This window comes from Nocardia sp. NPDC049190, from assembly GCF_040648115.1.
GTDB lineage: Bacteria > Actinomycetota > Actinomycetes > Mycobacteriales > Mycobacteriaceae > Nocardia.
Genome location: NZ_JBEZDE010000008.1, coordinates 41,416 through 67,953 on the forward strand (window position 1 = coordinate 41,416; position 26,538 = coordinate 67,953).

Sequence of the window (26,538 nt, forward strand, 5' to 3'; positions counted from 1 at the left end):
GATACGTGGTGCACCGCAGCGGATATCAGCATCCCTAACTTAGGTAAGGCTACCATAAGCAATTTACCGTTGATCCACCATCGCCGCCAGCACCGCCACGCTCCGATCCCAGAGTTCGACCAGGTGGTCGATCTCGACCGCCGTGAACAAGGAGTCGCTCCAGCGCCAGTTGGTTACCAACTGCGGCCCCGCGGCGGAAGACCCGACCATCGCAACAACATCGAGGGCATAGCGCAATGGCAGATCCGGCTCCGGAACCAGCGTCATGGCCTCGGCGAGGGCTGGATCAGTAATCACCGACCACGCCGATTTACCGGTCCCGATCAGGTCTACCCGGCCCAGATAGTTGAATTCCACTTGGGGTTCGTGCACATCGACCAGTTCCGGGACACCAGCCGTCTGCTGCAGCACCCCGAAGTCGAGCCCCTGTTCGGGTATCGACGCGATATGCGCCGCAACGGAATCCAGTAGCGCCCGAGCCGCCTGCGGATCTGCCTCGGCGCGTTCGATGTCGACGCCGGACGAATCGGCGCCGAGCCGGACCGGGAAGACGGTGGTGAACCAGCCGACGGTGCTCGACGTATCGGCGCCGACGACCGAATCGGCCCGGCCATGACTCTCCAGCGCGATGAGCGCTCCGGCGGTGTGGTCGGCGCCGCGCTCGCGCCGCCACGAATTCAACGTCAGCGTCAGCGCTGCCAACAGGAATTCGCGGATACCGTCCTCCTTCGACAGCGCGCTCAGAATGCGCGCGGTCGTCGCGACCGGCGTCGGCGCCGGAGTGACCCGCAATGATGCCCAGGTATCGATCGCCGGATCTGGTTTACGGCGCCCGATCGCGGGGTCTTGGCCGCTGACCTGCACGGCCCAGTAGTCCGATTGCGCCAACACCTCAGCAGCGTCGGCTCGCTCTCGGACGAGCCGAGACCACGTGCGATAAGAGGTGAACTCGGCCATCACCTTCGGCGAAATACCCGAGCGCATCTGCTCCCACGCCTCGGCCAGATCCGCTATAAGAATGCGCCAGGACACCACATCGACCGCCAGGTGGTGGATGGTCAGCAACAGCATGTCGCCGTCGGGCGCACCACGGAACCAGACCGCGCGGACCATGTTCCCGACACTCGGATCGATGGCGTCGGTCGCCACCCGGGCGGCCGATCCCAGCTGCGCGGGGAGCGCGTGTGTCGCACCGTCGACGACGACCTGCGAGAGCACATCCGTCGCCTGGACGCTACCGGGCACGCGCAACATCAAACGCGGACCGTCCAGCGTCTCGGCCAACTGTGCGCGCAGCAAATCATGTCCATCGAGGACTGCCTGCAGGAGTATCTCGAGATCTGCCTGCGAAATACCTTCGGGCACAGCGAGTAGGACACTCTGCGTGAACCGGCGAAAGTTTCCGTGTTCGTACGTCCACGACACAATCGGCAGCGGCTGCACTTCGGCGTCGCCGCTGTCGTCGGCCACCAGCGCGGTATCGGCCTCGCCCCGATCGATCGCGGCCGCGAGATGACGAATTGTCGGTGCGGCCAACACCATTCGAACGGAGATCGATAGGTCGCGCCGACGTGCCTTGTTCACCAATGAGATCGCCACGATGCTGTCCATGCCGAAAGCGAAAAAGTCATCATCGACGCCGGGCGTGCGGCCGTCGAACACCTCGGCGAGCACCGCGGCAAGGGCTCGCTCCGACTCCGTCGTCGGCTCGTCGGCCGCGCCGGCACTGGACCCGACAAGCGAACGCTCGGCCAGAACGGCCAGCTCGCGAACGTCGAGTTTGCCGTTGGCGTTCACCGGAAGCCGCGGCAGCACGACCAGCCGGGCCGGAATCATGTACGCGGGCAACCGCTCGGCGAGCGTCGACCGCAGGGCGATCGGATCGGCGGCGCCACCGGGTTCGCACACCACGAACCCCACCAAGGTAACCGCGTCACCGCGGCGCACCACGGTCGCGGCGGCGGCGGCGATGCCGGGCAAGGTGCGCAAGGCCGTTTCGACCTCGCCGATCTCGATGCGATACCCACGGATCTTCACTTGATCATCGGCACGCCCCAGGTAGCCGAGGTTGCCGCCGGGCAGTCGGCGCACCAGATCACCGGTGCGATACATCCGCCGGCCGGCGACGACAGGGTCTGCGACGAAACGACCTGCCGTGCCAGCGGAGCGGCCGACATAGCCGCGAGCCAACTGCGGCCCGGCGAGATACAGCTCTCCCACCACACCGAACGCCACCGGACGGAGTCTGGAATCCAGGACGTAGGCCGACATTCCCGCGGTCGGCCGACCGATCGTCGGCGCCGTCGAACCCACGGCCCCTGGCCCGGTGACATCGGCGACGACCGCTTCGACGGTCGTCTCGGTGGGCCCGTAGCAATTGTGCACGGCGACATCGGGTAGAGCACGCAGGCGATCCCACAGCTGCGTATCGATGGCCTCGCCGCCGAGTGCGAGGACGGCGGGCGGACGGTCGAGCAGTCCAGCCGCGACCAATTGCCGGAACATCGACGGCGTGGTGTCGATCATGTCGATTCCGTGCCCGCGCATCCCGTCCACCAGGCGCTGCGCATCACGCATTGCGGCGTCGTCGAACAAGTGGATCGCGTGGCCGTCGAGCAATCCGACCATCGGCTGCCACGAGGCGTCGAAGCTCAGTGACCAGGCGTGCGCGATTCGCAGCGGACGCCCCAGCCGTGCCATCGCGGGGCGGTACACCCGTTCGCGGTGGTCGGCGAAATACGAGACCAGAGCCGCATGAGTATTGACCACCCCCTTGGGTTCGCCGGTCGAGCCCGAAGTGAAGATGACATAGGCGCTGTCGGCCGGATTTCGTGCCACCGTGGGCAACTCGGCGCCGGCGCGCTCGGCGATTCCGGGATCATCGATGTCGAGCACGACCGCCGGATCGAGATCGGCGCCGTCGCCGCCCGAGACCAGAACAAACTTCGAACATGACTGCCGCAGAATGGATTCGATGCGGACCGTGGGAAGCGCGACGTCGACGGGTACGTAGGCCGCGCCCGCCGCGAGGATGGACAGGATCGCGACGATCGCACGTTCACCGCGTGGCAGCGCGACCGCCACCACATCCTCCCGTCCGACACCGCGGTCCAGCAACGCGGCGGCCAGTCCCTTCGCTTGCTCGGACAATTGGCGGTAGGTGAGCACGGAACTGTCCGTGCTGAGCGCGACCGCGTCGGGTGTCGCCCGCACTTGGCGCTCGAAGAGTTCGACAATCGTTGCGTGTCGATCCGGATCGGACACTGCCGGTGTGGATTCGACGGCGCGTGCCTGGGCACGCGCAGTATCGGGCAGCACATCCAAGTCGTCGCTGCGCAGGTCCGCCGACTCGGGCAGCCGACGCAAGACGGCCAACATCGCCGCACCGATATCTTGCGGCTGATACGGAATAGCCGCGCGGACCGCCTCCACCGCGACGATCAGTTCGTCGTCGTAGACGTGGGCGACCACGGTGAGCGGATAGTGCGTGAGGTTGTTGCTCAGCACCGGCCGAAAGGTGACGTCACCGACCGAACTCGACCCGACCGCGTCCTCCATGGGCGCGTTCTGGAAGACGAACAACGTGTCGAACAGCGAGCCGTATCCGGCGGCGCGCTGCACCGTCGACAAGCTCAGATACCCCACGTCGCGCATCGCCGCCGATTCACGTTGCAAGCGAGCGCATTCGGCGGCGACCGTGGCCTCGGGGTCGAGGTGGAACACCACCGGGATCGTGTTCAAGAACAGGCCGATCATTCGTTCCACGCCCGCGATCTGTTCCGGACGCCCGGTGACGATCGTGCCGTACACGACGTCGCGGCGGTCGGTCAACCGCGACAGCAGCAGCGTCCAGCCGAACTGCACCGCCGAGTTCAGCGTCAGCCCGTGCGCGCGTGCCCAGTTGTGCAGCAGCGCGGTCTCCGCGGCGGTGAGCACGAATCGCGTCACCTCGGCCGTGGATCCGGTGCTGCTCATACTCGTGCTGCCGTCCGCGATCATCAGCGGCCCGCTCAGTCCGGCGAGCCGTGTGGTCCACCACTGCCGCTGCGCCGGGACATCCCTGGTACCGAGCCAGCCGATGTAATCGCGATAGGGCCGCACCGGTGGCAGCGCGTCCGCGCGTCCTTCGGCGTCGTACAGCGCGCGCAACTCACCGAACAGCAGCCCCAGCGACCACCCGTCCACCAGGATGTGGTGGATGGTGACAACCAATCGCCACTGTGCGCACCCGTCGGTGTCGGGCGGCAGACTCATCAGCATCGCCCGCAGAGCGGGCCCTTTGCTCAAGTCGAACGACCGACGCAGTTCCTCCTCGGTACACGCGTCCCGGTCGGTAAGCGCCGCGGCGCACTCGGTCCACGGCAGTTCGACTCGACGCGGAACGATCTGCACCGGCCGCGGAATATCTTTGTCCCAAAACGAGACGCGCAGATTCGGGTGCCGCTCGAGCAATGCCGTGAAACTGCGCCGCAGCAGCGGCACATCCAGCGGCCCCTCGATATCGACAACGAACGGAATCGTGTAGACATCGGGTCCCGCGCCGGTGAGCCGCGACAGCGAGAACAACCCCTCCTGCAATGGACTCAGTGCGAGCACATCCTCGATCTGCGAGGTCTGCCCGCTCATGAGTGTCCCTGCCAAGACGCCGTCAGCGCGTCCAGCGCGGCGACGTCGAGCCCGGATGCGCTCATCGGCGCGTAGGCCTGCTCTTCGGGTGATACTTGCGAATTATCCTGTGCGACACATTCATTGGAAGCCCTGTCGACAGCGTCAGCCAGCTCCGCGATGGTGAAATGCTCGAAAACGAGTTGGGGTGTCAGCGGCACACCGACGGCATTGGCCCGCGCGGCCCACTGAATCGAGATGACGCTGTCTCCGCCCAGGGCGAAGAAACCGTCCTCTGGTCCGACGTCGGTGATCTCGAGCAACTCCTCGAGAATCGTGATCAACGTCCGCATCGTGTCGGTGATCGGACCGTCCGACACCGCGGCGACCACCGACGCCGCCGCAGCGCCCGGCGACTGATTCGCCAGCGCCGCGCGCTGATCCGCGTTCAACACCTCGAGCTCGGAGAGCCTGGCATCCGGTGTCGACGCGAAGGCGGCCAGCACCGCTGCGGTCGCATCGGTGATGAGCTGAGCGGTCGCGGGGTCGTAGAGGTCCGAGCTGACGACGACCCGTACATCCAGTCCGGCATCCGCGCGCACAGCGAAGATCAGGTTCAGATCGAGTACCGAGAAGGTGAAGTCGGTCGGCAGCGCGGTCACCGTGGTCGCACCGGTGCCGAGCAGGTCCAGCGGTTCGGGTGTCCAGTCCTCGCCGCGGAAGTGCAGCAAGGTCTGATACAGCGGACTACGTGAGCGGATCCGCGCCGGCCGCAGCGTATCGACCAGGCGCTCGATCGGGAGATCCTGATGCGCATAGGCATCCAAGGCATTGTCGCGAGCACGCGCTACCACCGTGCGTAACGTCGGATCGGCCGCCAGATCTACCCGGATCACCGTCACGTTCGCGAACATTCCGACCAGATCGGCGGTTGCCGCGCCGCGACCCTCGACCGGTGTGCCGAGCGCGATGTCGGTGCCGCCACCGAGAACGTGCAGTGTGGTGGCCACGGCCGCCTGGTACAGCATGAATTCACTGGCCGCGCAGCCGTCGGCGATCGCTTTCAGCGCGGCACGCTGCGCTGCCGACAGCGTGAACACGCCGAGTTCGCCGCGTTTGCTCGCTACCGGCGGACGGTTCCGGTCCCGCGCGACGACTATCTCGTCCGGGAGACCGTCCAACTTTTGCCGCCAGTGCTCGACGAGCTCGCTCGCATACGGCTGCCCGCCCTGGTCGAGTGCGGGATCGAAGATGTCCCGTTGCCACAGTGCGAAATCGGCGTACTCGATCGGCAGCGGCGCCCAGGTAGGTGCGGTACCGAGGGTCGAACGGGATCTGTATGCCGTGACGAGGTCGCTCAGTAATACCCGCAGCGAGGCATGGTCGGCGACAAGATGGTGAGCGAGCAGCAACAGCACATGGGACTGCTCATCCAAGGCGAACAACTGGGGCCGCAGTAGTGGTTCGGCCTCCAGGGTGAAGCGGTATCGCACCGCTTCGGCCAACTCGTCGGACAGACGCTCGGCAGTGGTCGCGGTGACCGGCAGGTCGATCTCGACCGGGGGTGCGACCACCTGGTACGCCAGACCGTCTTGCTCCGGGAAGGTGGTGCGCAGCGCCTCGTGCCGGGCGATGACGTCACCGAGCGCCGCCGTCAGCACCTGGTGGTCGAGCGGGCCGTCGAACCGGACGACGAACGTGATGTTGCCGATGTCGCCCAGACCCTCCATTCGCTCCTGGAACCACAGATATCGCTGCGGATAGGACAGTGGAACACGTTCCGGTCGTGGCTGTTTCACCAGTGCGGGCGCCCTCGTCCCCGGCTCGGGACGCGGATCGATCCCGTCGACGGCGCGCGTCGTGCCGTGACCGGCAGGTGGTTCGGCGCGGAGCTCGCCGACCAGATATCCGGCAAGCCCGGCCACGGTCGGGTGGTCGAAGGGTGCGCGAATCCCGAGTTCGATACCGAATTCGGCGCGAATCATGGTGATCAGCCGTGCCGCGAGCAGCGAATGACCGCCCAGTTCGAAGAATGAATCGTCGGCGCCGACCCGTTCGCGGTGGAACAGGGTGGCGAACAATCCGGCGATACGGACCTCGGCGGGCGTCTGCGGTTTCCGGTACGCGCGCTCGGCGAACGCCGGCGCGGGCAGCGCCCGCTTGTCCAGTTTGCCGTGGGCGGTGAGCGGTATCTCGTCGATCACGGCGAATGCCGAAGGAACCATGTATTCCGGCAGCGTCGCCGCGACATGCGCGCGGATCTCGTCGAGGTCGATGTCGACGCCGGGCGCGGGGACGACGTACGCGGCGAGCACCGGGCCGAGCATCTCGTGCTCGGCGACGATCACCACGCAGTGCGCGGCGGCGGCGTGGTCGGTGACCGTGGCCTCGACCTCACCGAGTTCGATCCGGTGTCCGCGCACCTTGACCTGCTCGTCGGCGCGACCGATGAATTCGATGTCCCCCTCGTCGTCGCGGCGGGCCAGATCGCCGGTGCGGTAGAGCCGACCGCCCGCGCGGAACGGATCGGCGACGAAACGTTCCGCGGTCAGGCCGGGCCGGTTCAGATATCCGCGGGCCAGCTGCCGTCCGCCGAGGTAGATCTCCCCCACCACACCCGATGGCACCAGCTGCATGGCGTCGTCGAGCAGGTACAGGTGGACGTTGCGATTCGGCCGGCCGATCGACACGATCCCGGTGCCTTGCGGGCCTTCGACCTCCCGGTGCGCCGAACACACCACCGCCTCGGTGGGACCGTAGTGGTTGCGCAGCTCGGCGTCGAACCGGTCGGCGAACCGGTCGGCCACCTCACCGGCAAGCGCCTCGCCGCCGACCGGAACGCGGCGCAACGTGCGCCAGTCGTTCACCTCGGGCAGCACCAGGAACGTGGCCAGCATGGACGGCACCATATGCAGAACCGTTACTGCGTGGCGGGTGACCAGGTCGGCGACGTAGGGGATGTCACGGTAGGCATTCGGCTTCGGAATCACCACGCGCGCACCGGCGGTCAGCGTGACGAAGATGTCCAGCAGGGAAGCATCGAAACTCACCGAGGTCGACTGCAGTACCCGATCCTCCGGAGTGAGATCCCATTCCGCGTTGAAGCCCGCCAAGTGCTCGGCGATGGCGTCGTGCGGCACCGGAACACCTTTCGGTTTCCCGGTGGAGCCGGAGGTGTAGATGACGTAGGCGATGTTCGACGGCTGCAGCGCCGCCGTGCGGTCGGCATCGACCGGATCGCGGTCGGGCAGGTCCGCCGCGTCCCGTTCGGCCGCGATCACAGCTGGCACATCGAAACTCAGGGTGGGACGCGCATCGTCGAGCAGGTATTCGGTGCGCTCGGCCGGGTAGGCGGGGTCGATAGGCAGGTAGGCTGCGCCCGCCTTCTGCACGGCCAGGACCGCGACAACGAACTCGACCGAGGTGGCCAGGCGTAGCGCGACGAGGTCCTCGGGGCCGACACCCGCACGGATCAGCCAGTGCGCCAACCGGTTCGCGCGCTGGTTGAGCGCACGGTAGGAGAGTTCGATTTCGTCGGAGACCAGCGCGATGTGCTCGGGTGTCGCGCCGACCTGCCGCTCGAACATTCCGATCATGGTGGTCGGCGGCTCGTCGACGAGGGGGCCGTGCGAGATCGCGAGCAGTTGTCTCCGGTCGGCGGCACCGAGCAGATCCAGAGCGCGAATCAGCTCCGCGGGATCGCGCAGCGCGCTGTCGAGCAGCTGCACATAGTGGTCGAGCAGTCGCACGACGAGTGGATATTCGAGTTCATCGACCTGATAGGTGGCTTCCACCCTGGCACCGGAGCCGTCCTCGACAACCATCAAGCCGAGCGGTTCCTTGGCGACCGCACTGCCCAGCGCGAGCTCGCTCGCTTCGATTCCAGGAAGGTCGAATCCGTTGGCCTGGCCGCGCACGCTGAAACTGAGCTGGACCAGTTGTTCCATCGCGTCACTGCCGGTCACCCGTTCCGGGCTGACCGCCGCGATCACGCGATCGACGCCGATGTCCTGATGGGTGAAGGCCGCCGCCACGGCCTGCTTCGTCCGGTCCAGCAGCGCGGCGAACGATTCCCGGCCCTGCGGCGTCGCGCGGATCAGCACTACGTTGCCGAAGTAGCCGATCAGCGCTTCCGCATTCCCCCCGCGACGGTTGATCACCGGCACAGAGACCAGGAAATCGGTTGCTGCGGTGTAACGATGGATCAGCGCCTGAAAACCCGCGAGCAGAACCATGTACGGAGTCGCCGCATGCGCGCGGGCGGTCGAAGCGACCAGTTCCATCAGCTCCGGCGGCAGCGCACGCACCACGCGGTCGGCATTCTTGGAGCGCACGCCGCCCACGCGTCGATTCGGGAGTTCCAGCCGCTCGGGTAGCGGCGTCAGCGCATCACGCCAGAACTCGAGACCGGCGCTCTCGTCGACCACGGGACGACCGAGCACCTCGGCATCGATGTATTGCGCACCGACCTCCGGCAGAGCCTGCTCACCACGGTAGGCCGCGTTGAGTTCGGTGAAGAACACCGGCCACGAGTCGTCGTCCCAGCTGATGTGGTGCACAACCAGGACGAGCACATAGGACCGCTCACCCAGCCGGATCAGCGTCGGCCGCAACGGCAGATCGGTGGACAAGTCGAACGGCCGCGCACATTCGCGACGCGCGAGAACTTCGACCCGTCGAGGCGCGACAGCGTCCGGCAGATCGGTGAGATCGTGTCGCTGCCAAGCGATTTCGACATCGTCGCGCGAGACCTGGTATGGTGCGCCATTGTCGCCGACATGGTAGGTGGTTCGCAGCACCTCGTGCCTGGCGACGACGGTCGCGAACGCATCCCGCAAGCGCTGGGGATCATCGAGTCCGTCGAGCCGGTAGGCCACGCAGATGTTCAGTGTGGTGTCGCTCGGATCCAGTCGCTGTAGGAACCACATTCGTTGCTGGGCCGCCGACAGCGCACTCGGCTCGCCCGCCCGCCGTGCGGGCGCCGGCCGCGCCTGCGGCGGCGACTGCACACCCTGTTCCCGCAGACGTCTGCGTAATAACTGTTTGCGGCGCTCGAGAATGTCGTCTGCCATGTCTATCCTTCGAATCATCAGTCGGGCTCGATGTCCGGACACGCCGAACCGCGGTGGTCGAGCGATCAGGTCACTGATCGGTGAGATAGCCACCGCGCGCGAAGAATTCGGCTCCGTCGTATTCGACCCCCGCCGAGGTGCGTACCCGGGTCACCACCAGTGCGTGGTTACCCCCGTGGTGGGCGTCGGCGCCTGTCACGACCGCGCCGCCGCCCTCCTGCACGATGACGCGCCCCGGCGTACCGCCATAGCGCGCCTCGGAGACCCGGGCGGCCAGCACCTCGATGCGCTCGCCGCGGTAGTGGGTGAACGCGCGAGGGTAAGGCGCGGACAGCGCACGCACGAACCGCTCGAGATCCGAAGCCGACCAACTCCAATCGATCCGGCTGTCCCGCTCGGAGCGCTTGTGGAAATAGGTGCGTTCGGCCTTGTTCTGCGGCCGCCACACCGCGGCGCCGGAATCCAGCGCGGCCAGTGCCTCACCGATCGCGTCGGGAATCAACTCCATGCCGCGCAGCACCAGCTCGGTGCCGGTGTCGGTAGGCCCGATGGGAATCGAACGCTGCACGAGAATGTCGCCGGTGTCCAGTCCTTCGTCCATGCGGTGCACGGTCAGGCCGGTTTCGGAAGCGCCGCTGATCAGCGCCCACAGGACCGGAGAGAAGCCGGTGAACTTCGGCAGCAGCGAATCATGCAGGTTCAGGGTGCCGTGCGGCGGCAGGTTGTACAGCTCCGCGGGCATCCAGGTGTACCAGCTGTTCACCACGATGACGTCCGGTTCGAACCGCTTGACGAGATCGATGGTCTCCGCGTCCGCCCGTTCGGTGAGGTGCACCGGGATCCCGTGTTCGCGCGCCAGTTCCTCGACCGAATCCGAGAAAATCGCCTTGTAGGAATGCTCACTCGCCGGATGGGTGACCGCGAGGACCACCTCGTGTTCCGAGTCGATCAGGGCTTGCAGAGTTTTGCGTCCCCAGGTCTGGAAACCGAACGACACGATACGCATGAACCGAAAACCTTCCCTCGAAACAGAGGTTAGCCTAGCCTACTTCGATTCGGTTCGTGCGCCGACCTGATCAATCGACCGACAAGGCCGGATTCCGGTGACGCGCGGCGGCCGGGCCGACGGTCACCGTCTGCAGCACCCGATCCGACAGCGCGCCCAGGCAACTGAGGTTCGGGAATCCGGGCCCCTGGGCGAGCGCCGCCAGATTCGGCAGGTACAACTTGCTGTCCAGGCCCGACACCGCGAGGTCGTAGCCGATGGCGGCTTCGATCCGCGCCTGCGTCAGTTCGCCGCCGACCGCGAGTTCGAGTAGATCCGCCGCATTCGCGTCGAACAGCTCGAGGAACCACAGCGGTCGGCCGCCGGTCGCGTCGATCACCAGGTCGACAGCGTGCACCTGATCCGGGCGCATCTCGTTGCGCAGGGTCAGGGCGACGACACCGTCCTGATCCGCCACCCGGACCACCCGGCCCTGTATGTGATGAACACGATTGTCGGCGAGCAGACTCTCCTGCACCCGGACCGAGAACACGCCGCGATCGGTGCGCCTGATGACATCCCTGCGCTCGTCGATACTCAGCGAGCCCCATTTGATCGGATCACTGAACAGCGAGTTCTCGAAATAGCTTTCACCGCGGGTATAGATCGTCGCCATCGGCGAGATCACCGAAATCGACAGCATGCCGTGGCGGATCAGCTCGTCCAGCGCCGATCCGGCGGTCTCGCCGCCGCCGATTACGGCCACCCGGGAGGAGACGGGAAGACTGCGCTTACCCGCCAGATCCCAGAATTCCGCGATGCTGAGCACCTTGGGATGTTTGGCCAGCACCTTCTCGCTGCGGCCCGGCCCGGTGATCATGAGGCCGTCTGCCTCGATCCCGATCGGCCGGCCATCGCCGTCGACCGCGGTGACCCGCCATCCGTCGCTGTCGGCCGCGATGGACTGCACTGTGCCGTAAACGAGTTCGAGATCGATCGCCCGAGCGACCCACTGCAGGTACTTCGCCCAGACATGATGCTGCGGACTCGGCCTACCCCGATCGATCCACTCGGCGTAGGTGCCCTGGTCGACCAGGAACGAGGTCCAGCTATAGGCCATCATGGCCTCGTTGATCGCCCGATTGCGGCCGCGAGCCGACGTGGAGTGGTACGGGAAGCCGATATCCTTCTCCGGACTGGTGCCGAGCCGATGCCGCCCATCGGTCCAGCCACCGCTCGGCAGCCAATTGCCGCCCACGGCCTGCGCTTCGACGACGATCACACGCGGAGCCGGCACGTTCAATTCCCGCAAGACATGCGCTTTCGCCGCCACCGCAAGGGCTTTCGGGCCGGCCCCGATCACCAGAAGCGTCTGCATCGGTTCTCCACTCTCTCCGCCGTCCCGCGGCTTCCCGCCGGGTGCACGGGTCCGCTCCCGTGCTGACAACCAGAACCCATCCGGATCATGTTTGCATAGGCTTACCTTATATTGCACACTCATACCGAGCCAGAGCGGTGGCGATACACCCCCCGCGAACGATTGGACGACACATGATCAGGACTTCGAACACAGCGCTGACCCGACTCGGCGCGACGGCGGTCGCGCTCACCGCCGCACTCGTCGGCACGGCGACTACCGCCGCGCCCGCGATCGCGGCACCCTTGATCGCGCCCCTGCACGCCCAGGCTCCCGGCGCCGGTGAGCTCACCGCCAAACTACGCATCGCGATCAACACCGGCGCGGCGCGCGGAACGCGTGCGGCAGAACTGGAATCGGGCGAGGCCGGCGTCGCCACGATGGACAAGATCGCGGGCCTGCTCGCTGCCGCCCCGCCCAGCCTGCGCTACACCGTGATCAACCCGTCCACCTCCGGCGACCGGATCGATGCGCAACTGCTGGTCACCACCGAGGGCTACCCGAACGTCACTTACGACGTCTCGTGGAAGCAGATCGACGGCGCCTGGAAGCTGACGCGCGCGGCCGAGTGCGGCATCGCCTCGGCGCTCGCTCTGTCCTGCTGACTCGACCCCTTCCACACTTCGTCGGACGCTTGTCGCGCGGTCGGACAGCAACCGCGCGACATTCAACTTTCGTTAGGCTAACCTTATCCTCATGGGCAAAGGCTTGAATGGTCTGATCGTCAAGGCATGGGGCGGCAACGACTACCGGCTCACGGTCACCTCGACCGAATACGTCACCGACCGGTACGTGCGACTCGGCTTCACCGCGGGCGGTATCCTCGCCGAGCACCCGGTTCATCCCACGCAGTGGATCCGCTGCTGGTTCCCCGCCGGCGACAAGCTGCAACAACGCGGCTACACCCTGGTCGACCCCGATCCGGACGGTGACCGCTTCTCGCTCGAGTTCGCGCTGCACGAGGGGCTGGCCGCCCGGTGGGCGCAAAACGCCGCGGTGGGCGACGAACTCGACGTGTCGGTGCTCGGCTCGAATTTCCAGCTGCCAGAGTCAACTCCCAGCGAATACCTCCTCTTCGGCGACACCGCCTCCGTGCCGGCGATCAACTCACTGCTGGACGCCATCGGCGACACCCCGGCGCGGGTCTGGCTGGAGTGGCAGCACGAATCCGACACCACGATCCCGCTGCGCAACAAACCGCACCACGAGGTGACGTGGCTGCAGCGGATCGATGACGGCAGACTGCTGCGGGAAGCGGCGCTCGAACTCACCTGCCCGACCGACGCGTTCGCCTGGGTCGCCTGCGACGGGCACACCACTCGCTCGATCGTGAAAAGCCTCAAGACGACGCACAATCTGCCCAAGACCGCGATCAAATCCCAGGCCTACTGGAAGTAGATTCTTTCCACGCCGCACCGCTCCCCACGCGGTGCGGCGTTTTTCGCGGTGTCTGTCAGGCCCGAATCGGCAACGGCGACGAATGGCTGATTCGTCGCAGGCAGAGCGCGGACCGCGCCGCGAGAACCACAACCCGCTTCGGCGTCCTGCTCTGATCACGAGACGAGCCGGCCGGGGACGTGCTGACCGCGGCCACCGAATGTTGCGGCGCCCCCAGTGATCTCGTCCGCCGATCGGCTCGACGGGTGAAACGTCAAGGAACTACCGGTTCCGGATGCCAGCCCGCCGCACGCGATCGCTCATGCCAGAACGCGGCGTATCGGCCGTCGAGCGCAAGCAACTCGGCGTGCGTACCGCGCTCAACGATGCGACCGCCATCCACAAACAGGATCTGGTCCGCGTGGACGATCGTGGCCAACCGGTGCGCGACGACAATCACCGTTTTGTCCTGGTGATGTCGTGCATCCCGCGCACCACGAGCGCTTCGCTGTGCGGATCCAGCGCTGTCCAATGACCCACCGCGGTCGTGCCAGCGGTCGCTGATTCGGCTGCTTCGCACTCTCCGTACCGGGCGCGGATTCGGTCATCGAGCGGAATCCTTACGACCGCCGTAGCGTTCCCCCTGCCATGACCACAACGGCATCCGATCGATCCGCCGCTCCCATCGTCGACACCGAGACCGAATTCGGCGCGAAGGTCGCCGAGCGACTCACCCACGAGTCCGTCCTCTGGCTGACCACTGTCGGCCCCACCGGGACACCACAGCCGAATCCCGTCTGGTTCCGATGGCGCGATGGCGAATTCCTGATCTTCAGCCAGCCCGGCACCCCGAAAGTGCGCAATATCCAGCGCAATCCCCGGGTCGCGCTGAACCTGAACAGCACGGCGACCGGCGGCGACGTCGTCGTGCTCACCGGCACCGCGCGCGTCGTCGACCAGCGACCGACCGAAGCCGAAATCGCATCCTTCACAGCGAAATACGTCGACGGACTGCGCTCCATTCCGATGACCGACGAGCAGTTCTACACCGAGTACTCCGCGGTCGTGCGGATCACGCCGGATCGGCTGCGCGGGTTCTGATCCCGACGACATGCCCGCCACGGCCGTCCACCGCTCGGTGGCATGGGAACGCCGCGAAGGATTCGAGGTGGCCGTTTGCCAGGTATCTAGCAGGGACCCGCTCATCGACGGGCGCACCCGAGTACCCGGCACGGGTGGTGGACTGATCGCGCGGGACGGCATACCCGGGCTTCGCGGTCCACGACCGCTCGGCCCACGCCTGGTCGGCCCGACGAGTGGCGGGCCGGCGGGCCGGCCGCGCGCGGCCATGCCGGCCTCGGGTATCGCGGATCCGGCCTGCGACTAGGGTCGACACCGATGAGAAGGCGGCAACAACCGCCGTTGCCGAAGCGGCACGGCTTGGACCCGGCCCGGCTGCGGCTACCGGAGCAGGGCGACTGGGCGACGATCCGAGACCATCTGGTGGACCGGCTGCCCCGGGTACCCGCGGCACGGATCGATGAACTGCTGCACGTGGGCGGCATCGTCGACCTGGACGGGCCGATCGCCCCCGACGCCGCGTACGTGCCGGGCGGCGCGGTCTGGTTCCATCGCGATCTGCCCGATGAGACGGTGGTCCCGTTCGAGATCCCCGTCGTGCATCGTGACGACGACCTGCTGGTGGTCGACAAGCCGCACTTCCTGGCCACGATCCCGCGCGGTCAGCACATTCTGCAGACCGCGCTGGTACGGCTGCGCCGGGAGCTGGACCTCCCCGACCTGGTCCCGGCCCATCGACTCGACCGTGTCACCGCCGGCCTGGTGCTGTTCGTGATCAATCCGGTCCGACGTGGCGCGTACCAAACCATGTTCCACCAGCGCACCGTGCGCAAGGAGTACGAGGCGATCGCCGGGTTCGATCCCGACCTCACCCTCCCCCGTGTCGTGCGCAGCCGGATCATCAAGGAGAAGCAGGTGCTGGCGGCGCGGGAGGTGCCCGGCGAGCCCAACGCGGAAACCGAGATCGAACTGCTCGAGCACCGCGACGGGCTCGGTCGCTACCGGCTGCGCCCGCACACCGGCCGGACCCACCAGTTGCGCCTGCACATGAACAGCCTCGGCATCCCGATCCTCGGCGACGATTTCTATCCCGCGCTCACCGACAAGCCCGTCGACGACTTCACCAGGCCACTCCAGTTGCTCGCCACCTCGCTCGAGTTCACCGATCCGGTCACCCGCGAGGCGCGCCGCTTCGAGACCACTCGCACCCTGCAAGCCTGGACCGATCCGCACGGGTGGGCCGGCTGACAGTGCCCCGATCGGGCCGGCGCAACCGCTGTGGACCAGGGTCGAGGTGGCCGGTCCCCGCTATCCGCACGGCCATGTCGCACCGGCGCCGGGATCCGGAACCGGATGCGCGGGTCCCGATGGCCGGTGTCCGAAATCGCGCATGATCGTCCGCTGCCACTGCCGAGACCTGGGCAGACCGGCACGGCGCAGCGAAGTGACCTAGCCATCAGTCCAACCATGGGCGCACCGCGAACTTGTGACAGATCCGTACACTGGTCCGGGATGTCACAGCCGGACCCAGCAGCACCGACCCACCCCCGCCACAAAGTGCACGCCTACATCGACGTCGCCGTCGTCGCGGTCGTTCTGGCGGGCACCAATCTGATCGCGCACTTCACCACCGAATGGGCGAGCATCCTGACCGTGCCGGTCGCGGCACTGGTACTGCTCGCGCTGGTACGCGGACGCGGCCTCGGCTGGTCGGAACTCGGTCTTTCACCCCGGCACTGGCGACGTGGTTCGCTCTACGCGCTCGGCGCGGTGGCGCTGGTCGTCTCGGTCGTCGCGATCGGGGCGGCGCTTCCGCTGACCCGCCCGTTCTTCTTGGCCGACCGCTACGCGACCGTCTCCGGCGCGTTGATCGCCTCGATGATCGTCATTCCGCTGCAGACCGTGATCCCCGAGGAGCTGGCCTTCCGCGGCGTGCTGCACGGCACCCTGCTCCGCGCGTACGGTGCGCGCGGCGTCTTCGCGGCGGGCTCTGTACTGTTCGGCCTCTGGCACATCGCGTCTTCCTTCGGCCTCACCGCGGGCAACCGCGGCCTGACCGACATCATCGGGGACGGCCTCGCCGGACAGGTCATCGGCATCGCGCTCGCCGTCGTGGCGACAGCCGCGGCGGGCGTGGCGTTCACTTGGCTGCGCCACCGCAGCGGAAGTCTGCTCGCGCCGATCGCGCTGCACTGGTCGGTCAACGGCTCGGGTGCACTGGCGGCCGCCATAGTCTGGCACACGACACTCACCTGATCCGGCGACGCCGCGATTTCCGACCGGTAACCAGGTCTTGCGTCGGCGTCGTTCGTGACACAGACCGGAAAATCATCAGCCGAGATTCGCAATCAACAGCCCGATCGCGCCTATCGGACACCGAAGCGGTGGGAAATCGGCTCATTGTGACAAGTGAATTCGAACCGAGTTTCGACACGCGGGGAAAGTGAATGAAAGCGCCGCTCATCCGGATATTCGATGCACGCCGTGGATTTCAGTAGCGCGGCGTGTCGCTCGCCGCCACAAGACCGCCACATTGACCACGGGCAGAGGTCGGTTTAGTCTCACTCCGATCACACATATGTTCGAGCACTCAGGTCTACATCACGGACATGACACCTGCGTTTGGGAAGGCTCGCGATGCCCGACGAACTGTCGAATGGTAGTTCCGAGATTGCCGCGCTGGCACAACAAGTCGAGACCGCACGCGGCAAATTGCCCCTGCAACTCGATCCGGCGCTACTGCGGGTGCTCTCCGAACGCGAGATCGCCGCGGAGCGCGAACTCGCGGAATGGATTCGGGCGCAACGCCGCCGGCAACGGCGCACCGAAATCGTAGAAGAGCTGGCCGCCGAGCGGCGCGATCGCAAATCAGCGGCCGCAGTGCGCCGCTCGGACGAGGCGGATGCCCGCTGGCACCGCCGCGCGCTGGCCGCGCGGCGGCGGGTGTCCAGCGAGGATGCGCGTCTGGCGCAGCTCTACCGGCGGGCCGAATGGTCCTCGCGCGCCTTGATCGCCGTCGTCGTGCTCGGCATGGTGTGGGCCGGAGTCAATGTGCAGCACAATCTGGTGCCCAGCGGCGACATGACCGATCCGCTGTACTGGCTCAGCTACGGCATCGAGGCGATGATCTCGATCCCGATCATCACCATCATGGTCGCGGCGACGACGGCCGCGCGCTGGGGCCGGGAGCTGGCACGGGGCAAAGTGATCTTCTTCGAGGCCGCCCTGCTCGGCACGACCGTCGCGCTCAACACCGGGCCCCATGTCGCCGCGCGCGAGTTCGGCCGGGCCACCGAGTACGCGATCGCTCCGGTGATGGTCGGTGTCGTCATCTGGCTGCACGCCTGGGTCTCTGCGCGATACGCGGTGCTGATCGACGGCGCGCCGGTGGTCGATCGCGACCCGCAACCGATCCGGGTCGACGCGGAGCGCGCGCACCGAGATGGCGGCCGTTATCCCTCGGGCGAAGACTCGTCGACGGACGGCGGCCGATTTCGTCGGGACGGACGCCCCGGCGCACCGCAGGCGAGTGGCGAATACGATGCGGACTCCGGAGCGCGGATCGAATATCCGGATGGCTGGGGCATCCGTCGAGCCGGGTACGAACCTGTCGATGGCTACTCGTTTCCGCTCGGCACCACGAGTTCTCCCATCGAGGGAGGGCGCGACGAGTCCATCGCGGCGACGGCGACGACGGCGGTCGCTCACCCCGACCGGTCACCGGCCGACGGCCATGTCGTCGATTCGCCGACCACTGGCCACGTCAGCCGGGAACAGACCAACGGTCATTCCGTCGATCACGCCGCAGGCGATCACCACTCGCTGCCGATGAACCAGGTGGAAGGTAGCCCCCGCACTACATCCGCACCGGCGAGCCGGCCGGACAGGCCATCCGTCAACGGCCACCCGCACCGCGTTCCGCTGAACGGCCACACCGCCGAAAACACCACCAGCGGCCGCACCCACAACCACCACGTCGACGGCTACACCGTGCCCAGCACAACCGATCGCAACGCGCACAACCCCGTGGCCGGCGAGCACATCGCGTCGGCCGCCGATGGCCACCCTGTCGAGGACACGATCAACGGCAAGACGCACAACTCGGACGTCAAAGGACACGCGGTTCTGCCGAGCACCAACGGCAATACGAGCGACACTCGAGACAACAAGCATCCTGCACTTTCCGCAACAAATGGGCGTACCGCGGCGGACGGCAGCCACACGGGCGTGCCCGTCCCCCAGGACAGCACGGGCGAATCCACAGCAGCGAGTCTGCGGATTTCGCCCACACGCCCGCAATCCCCGGTCGCCGACTACGTATTCGATCTCTCCAGCAACGGGCACACGCCAACGGAGAACTCGGCGGCACAGCAATTCTCGGCCAGCACCCGAGCAGCGGGAACGGCGAGCGCGGGGGTATTCGTCGTTTCCAGCGACACAGTGGAAATCCGCGAGGACACCAGGACGAACACCGGCGAGCCTCCGCTCGAATCCGCGAAGGCAACTGCGCCACAACAGATCTCGCTCGCCGAACTGCACGACGGATTCGAATTCGACGACCGATCCGCGACGGCGACCGCTGGCACGAACCCTCTGGTCGCACAACAACTTCCGACTACACATCGCGCGAGCCGTTCGTTCGATCGCCCACACCGCGGCTCGGACGGTAGCCGCCACCCGAGCCCCGGCGGCATCGATCCTGTGCGCACACCACCCCCCTTGCAGGCCGCCGATACCGCCGCTCAGGTACACCCGGCCGCCACCGCCCCGCGCACACCGAAACGCGAGAATTCACTGGCTGCCGAGCAGAGCGACCGCTCCGCCGACGCGGAGAGCGAACGACTCGCGCTCGACGAAACTCCGGAGCCCCCGCTGTTGGTCGCCGAGCGGATGCCGCTTCTCGATGTGGACGACGAGGACGACGATTCCCGCGCCGAGCCCGAGGAAGCCGACACCGACGACGACGAGATCTCGGCCATCGCCCGGGCCATCACCGGCCGCCGCCTGTCCGCCCTGCCGATCGAAGAGGTCAGGGAGATTCTGACCCTCGCGGACCAAGGCGGGTCGACCCCCGCGATCGCCAACGAACTCGGTGTTTCCCGCGCGGCGGTCACCCGTGTTCTGGACTCCGCGATCAAGGTGCACCGCCCCTACGCGATTACCGGCTGACCGCCTGCCGAGATCGGACCCCGGTTCCGGCGGATCACAATACGGTCAGCTCCCACCACCACAGCCACCCCCACTACCACCGCCACAGCCACCCCCACCACAGCTGCTTCCGCCACCACAGCTGCTTCCGCCACCACAGTTGCTTCCGCCACCGCCGCAACCGGACCCACCGCCGGAATACCAACCGCCGCCTCCTGCGCCCCAGCGGCGCCTGCGCTGCCGCTGTCGCTGTCGCTGAGCGTTGTCGGATCGACTCTTGGCAATGCCCGCGACAGCGATGAGCACGATTACGACGACCACTAGGAAGAACCAGAACCCCATAGCACAACGCTATCCATCGGGCTGCCATCACACAGCAATATCGTTGCGCCACAAGAGCTGTGCACCGCGGAAGTTCCGGGTGCACAGCCCCCGTGCCGTCAATTCGGCCCGAGCGGGCCCCGTATCACCGGATCAACTTTCGACCGCCGCGGCTCGCGCCTCTTCTGCCACGGGCGGGGTCGTCATAGTTCCCCGCCGCGGCTGATTCGGCCCCGAATCGTCCGGCTTGCGGTCACCGTGCCCTGGCCACCACGCTGTGTGCCCGATGATCGCGGTGAGCGCAGGGGTGAAGAACATCGCCATGACGAAGGCCGCGATCGCGATGCCCGCCGAGATGGCGAAGCCCATCTGCGCCAGCACGTTGTTGCCTGCCAGCATCATCGACGCGAACGTTCCCGCGAGGATCACGCCCGCCGCCGCGATGGTCGGTCCGGTGTGTCGCAGGGCCAGCGCCGCAGCCTGTTTCGGCTCGTTGCCCTCGCGCGCCTCCTCGCGCAACCGGGCAACCATCAAGATGTTGTAGTCGGTGCCCAACGCGACGACGAAGAGATACATGATCACCGGCAGCGTGAAGATCAAGCCGGATTCGCCTCGGCAGTGCTGGAACACCAGCACTGCCGCACCGAGCGTGGCCGCGAAGCCGAGGAACACCGACGCCATGAGATACCACGGTGCGACCAGACTGCGCAGCAACAACCCCAGCACGATCATGATGAGCAGGGCAGCCACCGGGAACACGATCGAGTAGTCGCGCGCCATCGCGTCCTGGAAGTCGACGAAGACCGAGGTCAAACCACCGACTGCGACCGTCGCTCCGGCGGGCGCCGCCGAATGCGCCGTCTCCCGCAACGGACCCTGCACCGTGTCGAGCGCGGCATCCGATTCCGGAATGTCGGCGAGCGTCACCACGTAATCGGCGATCGTTCTGTCCGCGGACAACTTCGGCTCGGCGACCTGTCCCACGCCCGGCACCGCGGCCAGCGCACCACGGTAGGCGGTGAGCTGATCGACGGTCAGCTCACCACCGCCGGAGCGCAACAGCACGTCCGAAGGCTGGGTTGTCCCGGCGGGCATGCCCTTGACCAGTTCCTTGCTGTAGACCACGGATTCGGACGCTTCCGATGTCGACCCGGAGCTCAGGTCGAAGGTCGGGTGGAACCCGAGAGCGAACACGCCGAACACGACCAGCACACCGCCGGACACCACGGCGAAGGCGCCCGGCCTCCGGCCGAGCGCGTTGCCGACCGCGGTGAACCTCGCGCCCTTCGGCTCGGTCCGCCACGCGGTGGACGGCCAGAAGACCTTGGTGCCGATCAGCGAAACCACTGCCGGCACCAGAGTCAGCCCGGCCACCAGCGCGATCGCCACCGCGATGGCCAGTGCGGGCCCCAGCGCGCGGAACATGCCGAGTGTGGACAGCACGAGTGCCAGGAACGCGATGATCACCGCACCCGCCGCGGACGTGATCGCCTCACCGACCCGGGTCACGGCGCTGATCATGGCGGTCTTGGAGTCCTCGCCCGCGCGCAACCGCTCCCGGTAGCGGAACATGAGGAACAGGATGTAGTCGGTGCCGACCCCGAACAGCACGACGACCAGAATGGCGTTGATCGATGCGTCGATCTGGAGGTCGAATGCCTTGGCCACCACCGCGATCAACCCGCCGACCATGCTGGAGATCGTGCCGATCACCACGATCGGAAGCACGGCGATCACCGGACTGCGGAAGATGACCAGCAGCAGCACCAAAATCAGGACGATAGTGGCGATGCCGATGATGGTCATCCCCTTCTCACCCGATTCCAGTTGGTCGAGCACCTGCGCCGCCTCGCCGGTGATGCCGGCCTTCAGCTCGGTATCCGCGATCCGCTGCTTCAGCTCCGCACGCAGCGCCTTGACCGCGTCACCTCGAGTGGTGTCGTTCGGATTCGTCACCTTGGTCATCTGCACCGCGATGATCTGGATCAGCCGGTTCTGCGACGGTGGCATCGGTTGAATGGCCGTGACATCGTTGATCTGCGCGCCGCGTAGGTCAGCGGCGACCGAGAGGACCGAAGCCGCGTCCGCGTCGGTGAGCGCGGCGCCGTCCTTTCGCGCGAACACGATGATCGCAGCCGGGGCGGAGCTATCCGGGAATGCCTCTTGCTGCAGGTGCATTGCCTGAATGGACTCGTAATGCGAAGGCAGAAAGGCCGATTGGTCGGTCGTTGATTTCAGTTCCGGCGCCGTAGCCACCACCGCGACGGCGAGCAGTACCCATAGGCCGATCACCTTCCACGGATTGTGGACGACTACAGCCCCCAGTCGTGCGAACATCTACAGTGAAATCCTTTCTGGATGTGGGAAAACCGCCGATATCTCAGAGGTGAGAATTGCGCGAGTTCGGGTTCTCGGCCGCATCGACGACCGTCCGATAGATGTGGTCGGGAATCCGGCCCCGCAACTCGGCGGGCGAGTTCGCGATCTCGACTGTGTAGTCACCCCACGCGCGCTCATCGCCACCCAAGGCGGCGAGCAGTTCGCGCCAATTCGTCCAGTCGATCGCGACGGACATCTCGCGCCACGTCGACTCCTGCCGGTGCACCACGAACTTGCCTTTGCGGCTCAGATAAACCCGCACCACGGTGATCCCGACCGTGCTGTACCGCCGGGACCGGCCCAGGAGCCTGCCGAAGAACCGCTGCCTGCGCCCGCCGCCCGGACCCACGCGCAGCACGATCTCACCGCCATCCTCCGGTCCGCCCGGGTGGTGCGGCTCGCCGGTGGCGCTGCCGACCTGCTCGTCGGCGATCGCGACATCGACCAGGTTTTTCGGATCGGTGGTCATGACATTTCCCCGTTCGTGGATGAATGCACACCCGAGCGTGCGCCTACCGTCAGCCGGCCCGGTCCAGAACCCGCTGTGCAGGTGCGGATTCGATGGTGTCAGAAAGTTCGGACCGCCATCTCACTATAAGTAGATGTATACGTATAGAGCAAGGCCTGATCACAGAACACTCGAAACGCCAGCCGGGGACGAGACAGCTCCCGAGACGCCGGTGCACCGGTAGGGCCGCGAGTACATCGGCGGCGGAGTAGGCGATTCATCCACAGGCGCACACAGGGCAGGTGTCCGCTACCGTGCCGCCTTCTCGGATCTGTCCACATCCGGGAACGACAAAGGCCCGCCCTCCCGAATGGAGGACGGGCCTTCGTTGTTCGACTTGCCAGCCGCGTAGGAGGCTTACTTGGCCTTCTCCAGGACCTCGACCAGCCGCCAGCGCTTGGTCGCCGACAGCGGACGGGTCTCCATCAGCTGAACGCGGTCGCCGATGCCGGCGATCTCGTTCTCGTCGTGCGCCTTCACCTTCGAGGTGGTGCGAATGATCTTGCCGTAGAGCGGGTGCCGGTTACGGTCTTCCAGCTCGACGACGATCGTCTTGTTCATCTTGTCGGAGACAACGTAACCGACACGCACCTTACGGCTGCCGCGCTGCCCTTCTACTTTGTCGCTCATGCCGCATCTCCCTTGCCAGCAGGTCCGGTGGCCAGACCGAGTTCACGCTCACGCATGACCGTGTAGATGCGCGCGATCTCATGACGGACGACGCGCAGACGACGGTTGTTGTCCAGCTGACCCGTCGCCATCTGGAAGCGCAGGTTGAACAGCTCTTCCTTGGAGTCGCGCAGCTTGGCCACCAACTCCTCTTCGGTGAGCTCGCGGAGCTCTGCGGCCGGTGTTTCGGTAGCCATCAGAACTGCTCCTCCCTGGTCACGATCCGGCACTTCATCGGGAGCTTATGCATCGCGCGGCGCAGGGCCTCACGAGCGGTCTCCTCGTTCGGGTAGCTCATCTCGAACATCACGCGCCCTGGCTTGACGTTCGCGACCCACCACTCCGGCGAACCCTTACCCGAACCCATGCGGGTTTCGGCGGGCTTCTTGGTCAGCGGACGATCCGGGTAGATATTGATCCAGATCTTGCCGCCACGACGGATGTGGCGAGTCATCGCGATACGCGCCGACTCGATCTGCCGGTTGGTGACGTAAGCAGGCTCCAGCGCCTGGATGCCGAAGTCGCCGAACGCCACCGAGGTGCCGCCCTTGGCCATGCCGGAACGGCCGGGGTGATGCTGCTTGCGGTGCTTCACCTTACGAGGCATCAGCATGCGTCAGCCCTCCTGTGTCTCTGCCGGAGCGTCGGCCACCGCGGTGGCGGCGCGCCCGGCCTCGGTGCTGGTCGCCGTGGTGCCGGCGGAACCGGACCGACGCGGGCGGCTCGGCCGCTCCCGGCGCGGACGCTCGGGCGCGGCGGCAGCGGCAGCCAGCTCACGCTTGCCACCGACGATGTCGCCCTTGTAGATCCAGACCTTCACGCCGATGCGACCGAAGGTGGTCTTGGCCTCGTACAGGCCGTAGTCGATGTCGGCACGCAGCGTGTGCAGCGGCACCCGACCCTCGCGGTAGAACTCCGAGCGCGACATCTCGGCGCCACCGAGGCGGCCCGAGCACTGCACGCGGATGCCCTTGACGTTCTGCGCCCGCATGGCCGACTGGATGGCCTTACGCATCGCGCGACGGAACGCCACACGGTTGGACAACTGCTCCGCGACCGCCTGAGCGACCAACTGCGCATCCGACTCGGGGTTTTTGACCTCGAGGATGTTCAGCTGAACCTGCTTGCCGGTGAGCTTCTCCAGCTCGGCACGGATGCGGTCGGCCTCCGCGCCGCGGCGACCGATCACGATGCCCGGACGCGCGGTGTGGATGTCCACCCGCACGCGGTCGCGGGTGCGCTCGATCTCGACCTTGGAGATGCCCGCCCGCTCCATGCCGGTGGCCAGCAGCTTGCGGATCGCGACATCTTCCTTCACGTAGTCCGCGTACTGCTTGTCCGCGTACCAACGCGACTTCCAGTCGGTGGTGATACCAAGGCGGAAGCCATGGGGGTTGATTTTCTGTCCCATTTACTTTGCCCCTCCCTTCCGGCGGCTACGAGTGGATCCACCGGCGGTGGGGATGCTCTCGACCTCGATGGTGATGTGGCTGGTGCGCTTGCGGATTCGGAACGCACGGCCCTGGGCACGCGGCTGGAACCGCTTCATGGTCGCGCCTTCGTCGACGTAGGCCGTCGAGATGACCAGCGTCGCCGGGTCGAGGCCGAGATTGTTCTCGGCATTGGCCGCTGCACTGGCGACGACCTTGGCGACCGGCTCGCTCGCGGCCTGGGGCGCGAACTTCAGCAGGGCGATGGCGTCCTCGACCCGTTTGCCGCGGACCAGGTCCACAACACGACGAGCCTTCATCGGGGTCACGCGAACGTGCTTGGCCGTCGCGCGCGCGGTCGGGTTCGTCGGAGACGTCAGCAGTGTCTGATTGCTCTTCGCTTCGCTCATCGCCGCTTGCTCTTCCGGTCTTCCTTGACGTGGCTCTTGAACGTCCTGGTCGGCGCGAACTCACCGAGCTTGTGCCCGACCATGTTGTCCGAGACGAACACCGGCACGTGCTTGCGGCCGTCGTGGACCGCGAACGTGTGCCCGATGAAATCGGGGATGATGGTCGAACGACGCGACCAGGTCTTGATGACCTGCTTGGTGCCCTTCTCGTTCTGCACGTCCACCTTCGCGAGGAGGTGGTCGTCGACAAACGGGCCTTTCTTGAGGCTGCGTGGCATTTCTTACCTCCTCCTTCAGCGCTTCTTGCCGGTCTTGCGACGGCGGACGATGAGCTTGTCGCTCGGACGGTTGGGCTTGCGGGTGCGGCCTTCCGGCTGACCCCACGGCGAGACCGGGTGACGACCACCGGAGGTCTTGCCTTCACCACCACCATGCGGGTGGTCGACCGGGTTCATGACGACACCACGGACCGTGGGGCGACGACCCTTCCAGCGCATGCGCCCGGCCTTGCCCCAGTTGATGTTCGACTGTTCGGCATTGCCGACCTCGCCGACGGTGGCGCGGCAGCGCACGTCGACGCGACGGATTTCGCCGGAGGGCATACGCAGCGTGGCGTAGGGGCCTTCCTTACCGAGCAGCTGGATGCTCATGCCCGCGGAACGAGCCAGCTTGGCGCCGCCGCCCGGACGCAGTTCCACGTTGTGGATGGTGGTACCGGTCGGGATGTTGCGCAGCGGCAGGTTGTTGCCCGGCTTGATGTCGGCCGTGGGGCCGGACTCGATCGGGGTGCCCTGCCGGATGCCCTTCGGCGCGATGATGTAGCGCTTCTCACCGTCTTTGTAGTGCAGCAGCGCGATGTTCGCGGTCCGGTTCGGGTCGTACTCGATGTGCGCGACCTTGGCCGGGATCCCGTCCTTGTCCAGTCGACGGAAGTCGATGACCCGGTAGGCCCGCTTGTGCCCGCCACCGCGATGCCGGGTGGTGATGCGGCCGTGCGCGTTACGACCACCGCTCTTGGACAGCGGACGCAGCAGCGACTTCTCCGGCGTCGACCGGGTGATCTCGGCGAAGTCCGAGACGCTGGCGCCACGACGGCCGGGCGTTGTCGGCTTGTACTTACGAATTGCCATGAGTTCT

Annotated in this window: 19 protein-coding genes and 1 pseudogene; 6 read left to right on the top strand and 14 right to left on the bottom strand. The window is 66.5% G+C overall.

Translation table 11 applies throughout. The annotated features are described in order from the left end of the window. Window positions 1-63: 63 nt before the first annotated feature. The 4 genes from AB0B25_RS09730 to AB0B25_RS09745 all read right to left on the bottom strand — a co-directional run bounded on the left by AB0B25_RS09730 (window position 64) and on the right by AB0B25_RS09745 (window position 12,040). Window positions 64-4,626 (bottom strand): amino acid adenylation domain-containing protein, encoded by a 4,563-nt coding sequence (locus AB0B25_RS09730; RefSeq protein WP_357176822.1) that lies wholly within the window; start codon window positions 4,624-4,626, stop codon window positions 64-66. Continuing rightward, window positions 4,623-9,677: an amino acid adenylation domain-containing protein gene (locus AB0B25_RS09735; protein WP_357176823.1), complete on the bottom strand. Its 5,055-nt coding sequence runs from the start codon at window positions 9,675-9,677 to the stop codon at window positions 4,623-4,625. The genes AB0B25_RS09730 and AB0B25_RS09735 overlap by 4 nt, the downstream gene beginning before the upstream one ends. A gap of 70 nt (window positions 9,678-9,747) precedes the next feature. Continuing rightward, window positions 9,748-10,683, bottom strand: coding sequence for a methionyl-tRNA formyltransferase (locus tag AB0B25_RS09740; protein WP_357176824.1), 936 nt, complete (start codon window positions 10,681-10,683; stop codon window positions 9,748-9,750). Between the two features lie 70 nt (window positions 10,684-10,753). Beyond that, window positions 10,754-12,040: a SidA/IucD/PvdA family monooxygenase gene (locus tag AB0B25_RS09745; RefSeq protein WP_357176825.1), complete on the bottom strand. Its 1,287-nt coding sequence runs from the start codon at window positions 12,038-12,040 to the stop codon at window positions 10,754-10,756. A 173-nt stretch (window positions 12,041-12,213) separates the two neighbouring features. Between AB0B25_RS09745 and AB0B25_RS09750 the strand changes: the two genes are divergently transcribed. Further along, window positions 12,214-12,684 carry a hypothetical protein gene (locus tag AB0B25_RS09750; RefSeq protein ID WP_357176826.1) on the top strand — a complete coding sequence of 157 codons (471 nt, stop codon included), beginning with the start codon at window positions 12,214-12,216 and terminating at the stop codon, window positions 12,682-12,684. Window positions 12,685-12,775: 91 nt separating this feature from the next. Beyond that, window positions 12,776-13,477, top strand: a complete 702-nt coding sequence (locus tag AB0B25_RS09755; RefSeq protein ID WP_357176827.1) for a siderophore-interacting protein — start codon at window positions 12,776-12,778, stop codon at window positions 13,475-13,477. 253 nt (window positions 13,478-13,730) lie between these two features. Here AB0B25_RS09755 and AB0B25_RS09760 read toward each other — a convergent pair. After that, window positions 13,731-13,984: pseudogene (locus AB0B25_RS09760) on the bottom strand (ABC transporter ATP-binding protein); the annotation flags it as partial. A gap of 120 nt (window positions 13,985-14,104) precedes the next feature. Between AB0B25_RS09760 and AB0B25_RS09765 the strand changes: the two are divergent. The 4 genes from AB0B25_RS09765 to AB0B25_RS09780 all read left to right on the top strand — a co-directional run bounded on the left by AB0B25_RS09765 (window position 14,105) and on the right by AB0B25_RS09780 (window position 19,705). Then, on the top strand, window positions 14,105-14,557 hold the full coding sequence (locus AB0B25_RS09765) for a TIGR03667 family PPOX class F420-dependent oxidoreductase (RefSeq protein WP_357176828.1): 453 nt from the start codon (window positions 14,105-14,107) through the stop codon (window positions 14,555-14,557). Between the two features lie 297 nt (window positions 14,558-14,854). Continuing rightward, window positions 14,855-15,784, top strand: coding sequence for an RluA family pseudouridine synthase (locus AB0B25_RS09770; protein ID WP_357176829.1), 930 nt, complete (start codon window positions 14,855-14,857; stop codon window positions 15,782-15,784). A 264-nt stretch (window positions 15,785-16,048) separates the two neighbouring features. Next, window positions 16,049-16,792, top strand: a complete 744-nt coding sequence (locus AB0B25_RS09775; protein ID WP_357176830.1) for a CPBP family intramembrane glutamic endopeptidase — start codon at window positions 16,049-16,051, stop codon at window positions 16,790-16,792. 381 nt (window positions 16,793-17,173) lie between these two features. Continuing rightward, window positions 17,174-19,705 (top strand): hypothetical protein, encoded by a 2,532-nt coding sequence (locus tag AB0B25_RS09780; protein ID WP_357176831.1) that lies wholly within the window; start codon window positions 17,174-17,176, stop codon window positions 19,703-19,705. 453 nt (window positions 19,706-20,158) lie between these two features. Here the strand turns inward: AB0B25_RS09780 and AB0B25_RS09785 are convergent, their stop codons facing one another. The 9 genes from AB0B25_RS09785 to rplB form a co-directional block, all read right to left on the bottom strand. Beyond that, a complete protein-coding gene (locus AB0B25_RS09785) occupies window positions 20,159-22,342 on the bottom strand; it encodes an MMPL family transporter (RefSeq protein ID WP_357176832.1) in 2,184 nt (727 codons plus the stop codon). Between the two features lie 43 nt (window positions 22,343-22,385). Next, complete coding sequence (locus AB0B25_RS09790; protein WP_357176833.1) at window positions 22,386-22,853, bottom strand: EXLDI protein; 468 nt, start codon at window positions 22,851-22,853, stop codon at window positions 22,386-22,388. Between the two features lie 396 nt (window positions 22,854-23,249). Next, the gene (rpsQ, locus tag AB0B25_RS09795) at window positions 23,250-23,522 is read right to left on the bottom strand and encodes a 30S ribosomal protein S17 (protein WP_357176834.1); all 273 of its coding nucleotides are present in this window, start codon (window positions 23,520-23,522) and stop codon (window positions 23,250-23,252) included. Next, entirely contained in the window at window positions 23,519-23,758 is a 240-nt protein-coding gene (rpmC, locus tag AB0B25_RS09800) for a 50S ribosomal protein L29 (protein WP_357176835.1), read from the bottom strand. Before rpmC ends, rpsQ begins: the two co-directional genes overlap by 4 nt. Continuing rightward, complete coding sequence (gene rplP / locus AB0B25_RS09805; protein ID WP_357176836.1) at window positions 23,758-24,174, bottom strand: 50S ribosomal protein L16; 417 nt, start codon at window positions 24,172-24,174, stop codon at window positions 23,758-23,760. Before rplP ends, rpmC begins: the two co-directional genes overlap by 1 nt. Window positions 24,175-24,177: 3 nt before the next feature. Beyond that, entirely contained in the window at window positions 24,178-24,972 is a 795-nt protein-coding gene (gene rpsC / locus AB0B25_RS09810; protein WP_357176837.1) for a 30S ribosomal protein S3, read from the bottom strand. Then, window positions 24,973-25,401, bottom strand: coding sequence for a 50S ribosomal protein L22 (gene rplV, locus AB0B25_RS09815; protein WP_357176838.1), 429 nt, complete (start codon window positions 25,399-25,401; stop codon window positions 24,973-24,975). After that, window positions 25,398-25,679 carry a 30S ribosomal protein S19 gene (gene rpsS, locus AB0B25_RS09820; protein WP_039795442.1) on the bottom strand — a complete coding sequence of 94 codons (282 nt, stop codon included), beginning with the start codon at window positions 25,677-25,679 and terminating at the stop codon, window positions 25,398-25,400. Before rpsS ends, rplV begins: the two co-directional genes overlap by 4 nt. Window positions 25,680-25,694: 15 nt before the next feature. Next, entirely contained in the window at window positions 25,695-26,531 is an 837-nt protein-coding gene (gene rplB, locus AB0B25_RS09825; protein WP_357071096.1) for a 50S ribosomal protein L2, read from the bottom strand. Window positions 26,532-26,538 lie beyond the last annotated feature (7 nt).

Bases quoted from the DNA above. Each gene is read 5' to 3' on its own strand.
- AB0B25_RS09730 (WP_357176822.1), bottom strand. From the start codon at position 4,626: ATGAGCGGGCAGACCTCGCAGATCGAGGATGTGCTCGCACTGAGTCCA.
- AB0B25_RS09735 (WP_357176823.1), bottom strand. From the start codon at position 9,677: ATGGCAGACGACATTCTCGAGCGCCGCAAACAGTTATTACGCAGACGT.
- AB0B25_RS09740 (WP_357176824.1), bottom strand. From the start codon at position 10,683: ATGCGTATCGTGTCGTTCGGTTTCCAGACCTGGGGACGCAAAACTCTG.
- AB0B25_RS09745 (WP_357176825.1), bottom strand. From the start codon at position 12,040: ATGCAGACGCTTCTGGTGATCGGGGCCGGCCCGAAAGCCCTTGCGGTG.
- AB0B25_RS09750 (WP_357176826.1), top strand. From the start codon at position 12,214: ATGATCAGGACTTCGAACACAGCGCTGACCCGACTCGGCGCGACGGCG.
- AB0B25_RS09755 (WP_357176827.1), top strand. From the start codon at position 12,776: ATGGGCAAAGGCTTGAATGGTCTGATCGTCAAGGCATGGGGCGGCAAC.
- AB0B25_RS09765 (WP_357176828.1), top strand. From the start codon at position 14,105: ATGACCACAACGGCATCCGATCGATCCGCCGCTCCCATCGTCGACACC.
- AB0B25_RS09770 (WP_357176829.1), top strand. From the start codon at position 14,855: ATGAGAAGGCGGCAACAACCGCCGTTGCCGAAGCGGCACGGCTTGGAC.
- AB0B25_RS09775 (WP_357176830.1), top strand. From the start codon at position 16,049: ATGTCACAGCCGGACCCAGCAGCACCGACCCACCCCCGCCACAAAGTG.
- AB0B25_RS09780 (WP_357176831.1), top strand. From the start codon at position 17,174: ATGCCCGACGAACTGTCGAATGGTAGTTCCGAGATTGCCGCGCTGGCA.
- AB0B25_RS09785 (WP_357176832.1), bottom strand. From the start codon at position 22,342: ATGTTCGCACGACTGGGGGCTGTAGTCGTCCACAATCCGTGGAAGGTG.
- AB0B25_RS09790 (WP_357176833.1), bottom strand. From the start codon at position 22,853: ATGACCACCGATCCGAAAAACCTGGTCGATGTCGCGATCGCCGACGAG.
- rpsQ (WP_357176834.1), bottom strand. From the start codon at position 23,522: ATGAGCGACAAAGTAGAAGGGCAGCGCGGCAGCCGTAAGGTGCGTGTC.
- rpmC (WP_357176835.1), bottom strand. From the start codon at position 23,758: ATGGCTACCGAAACACCGGCCGCAGAGCTCCGCGAGCTCACCGAAGAG.
- rplP (WP_357176836.1), bottom strand. From the start codon at position 24,174: ATGCTGATGCCTCGTAAGGTGAAGCACCGCAAGCAGCATCACCCCGGC.
- rpsC (WP_357176837.1), bottom strand. From the start codon at position 24,972: ATGGGACAGAAAATCAACCCCCATGGCTTCCGCCTTGGTATCACCACC.
- rplV (WP_357176838.1), bottom strand. From the start codon at position 25,401: ATGAGCGAAGCGAAGAGCAATCAGACACTGCTGACGTCTCCGACGAAC.
- rpsS (WP_039795442.1), bottom strand. From the start codon at position 25,679: ATGCCACGCAGCCTCAAGAAAGGCCCGTTTGTCGACGACCACCTCCTC.
- rplB (WP_357071096.1), bottom strand. From the start codon at position 26,531: ATGGCAATTCGTAAGTACAAGCCGACAACGCCCGGCCGTCGTGGCGCC.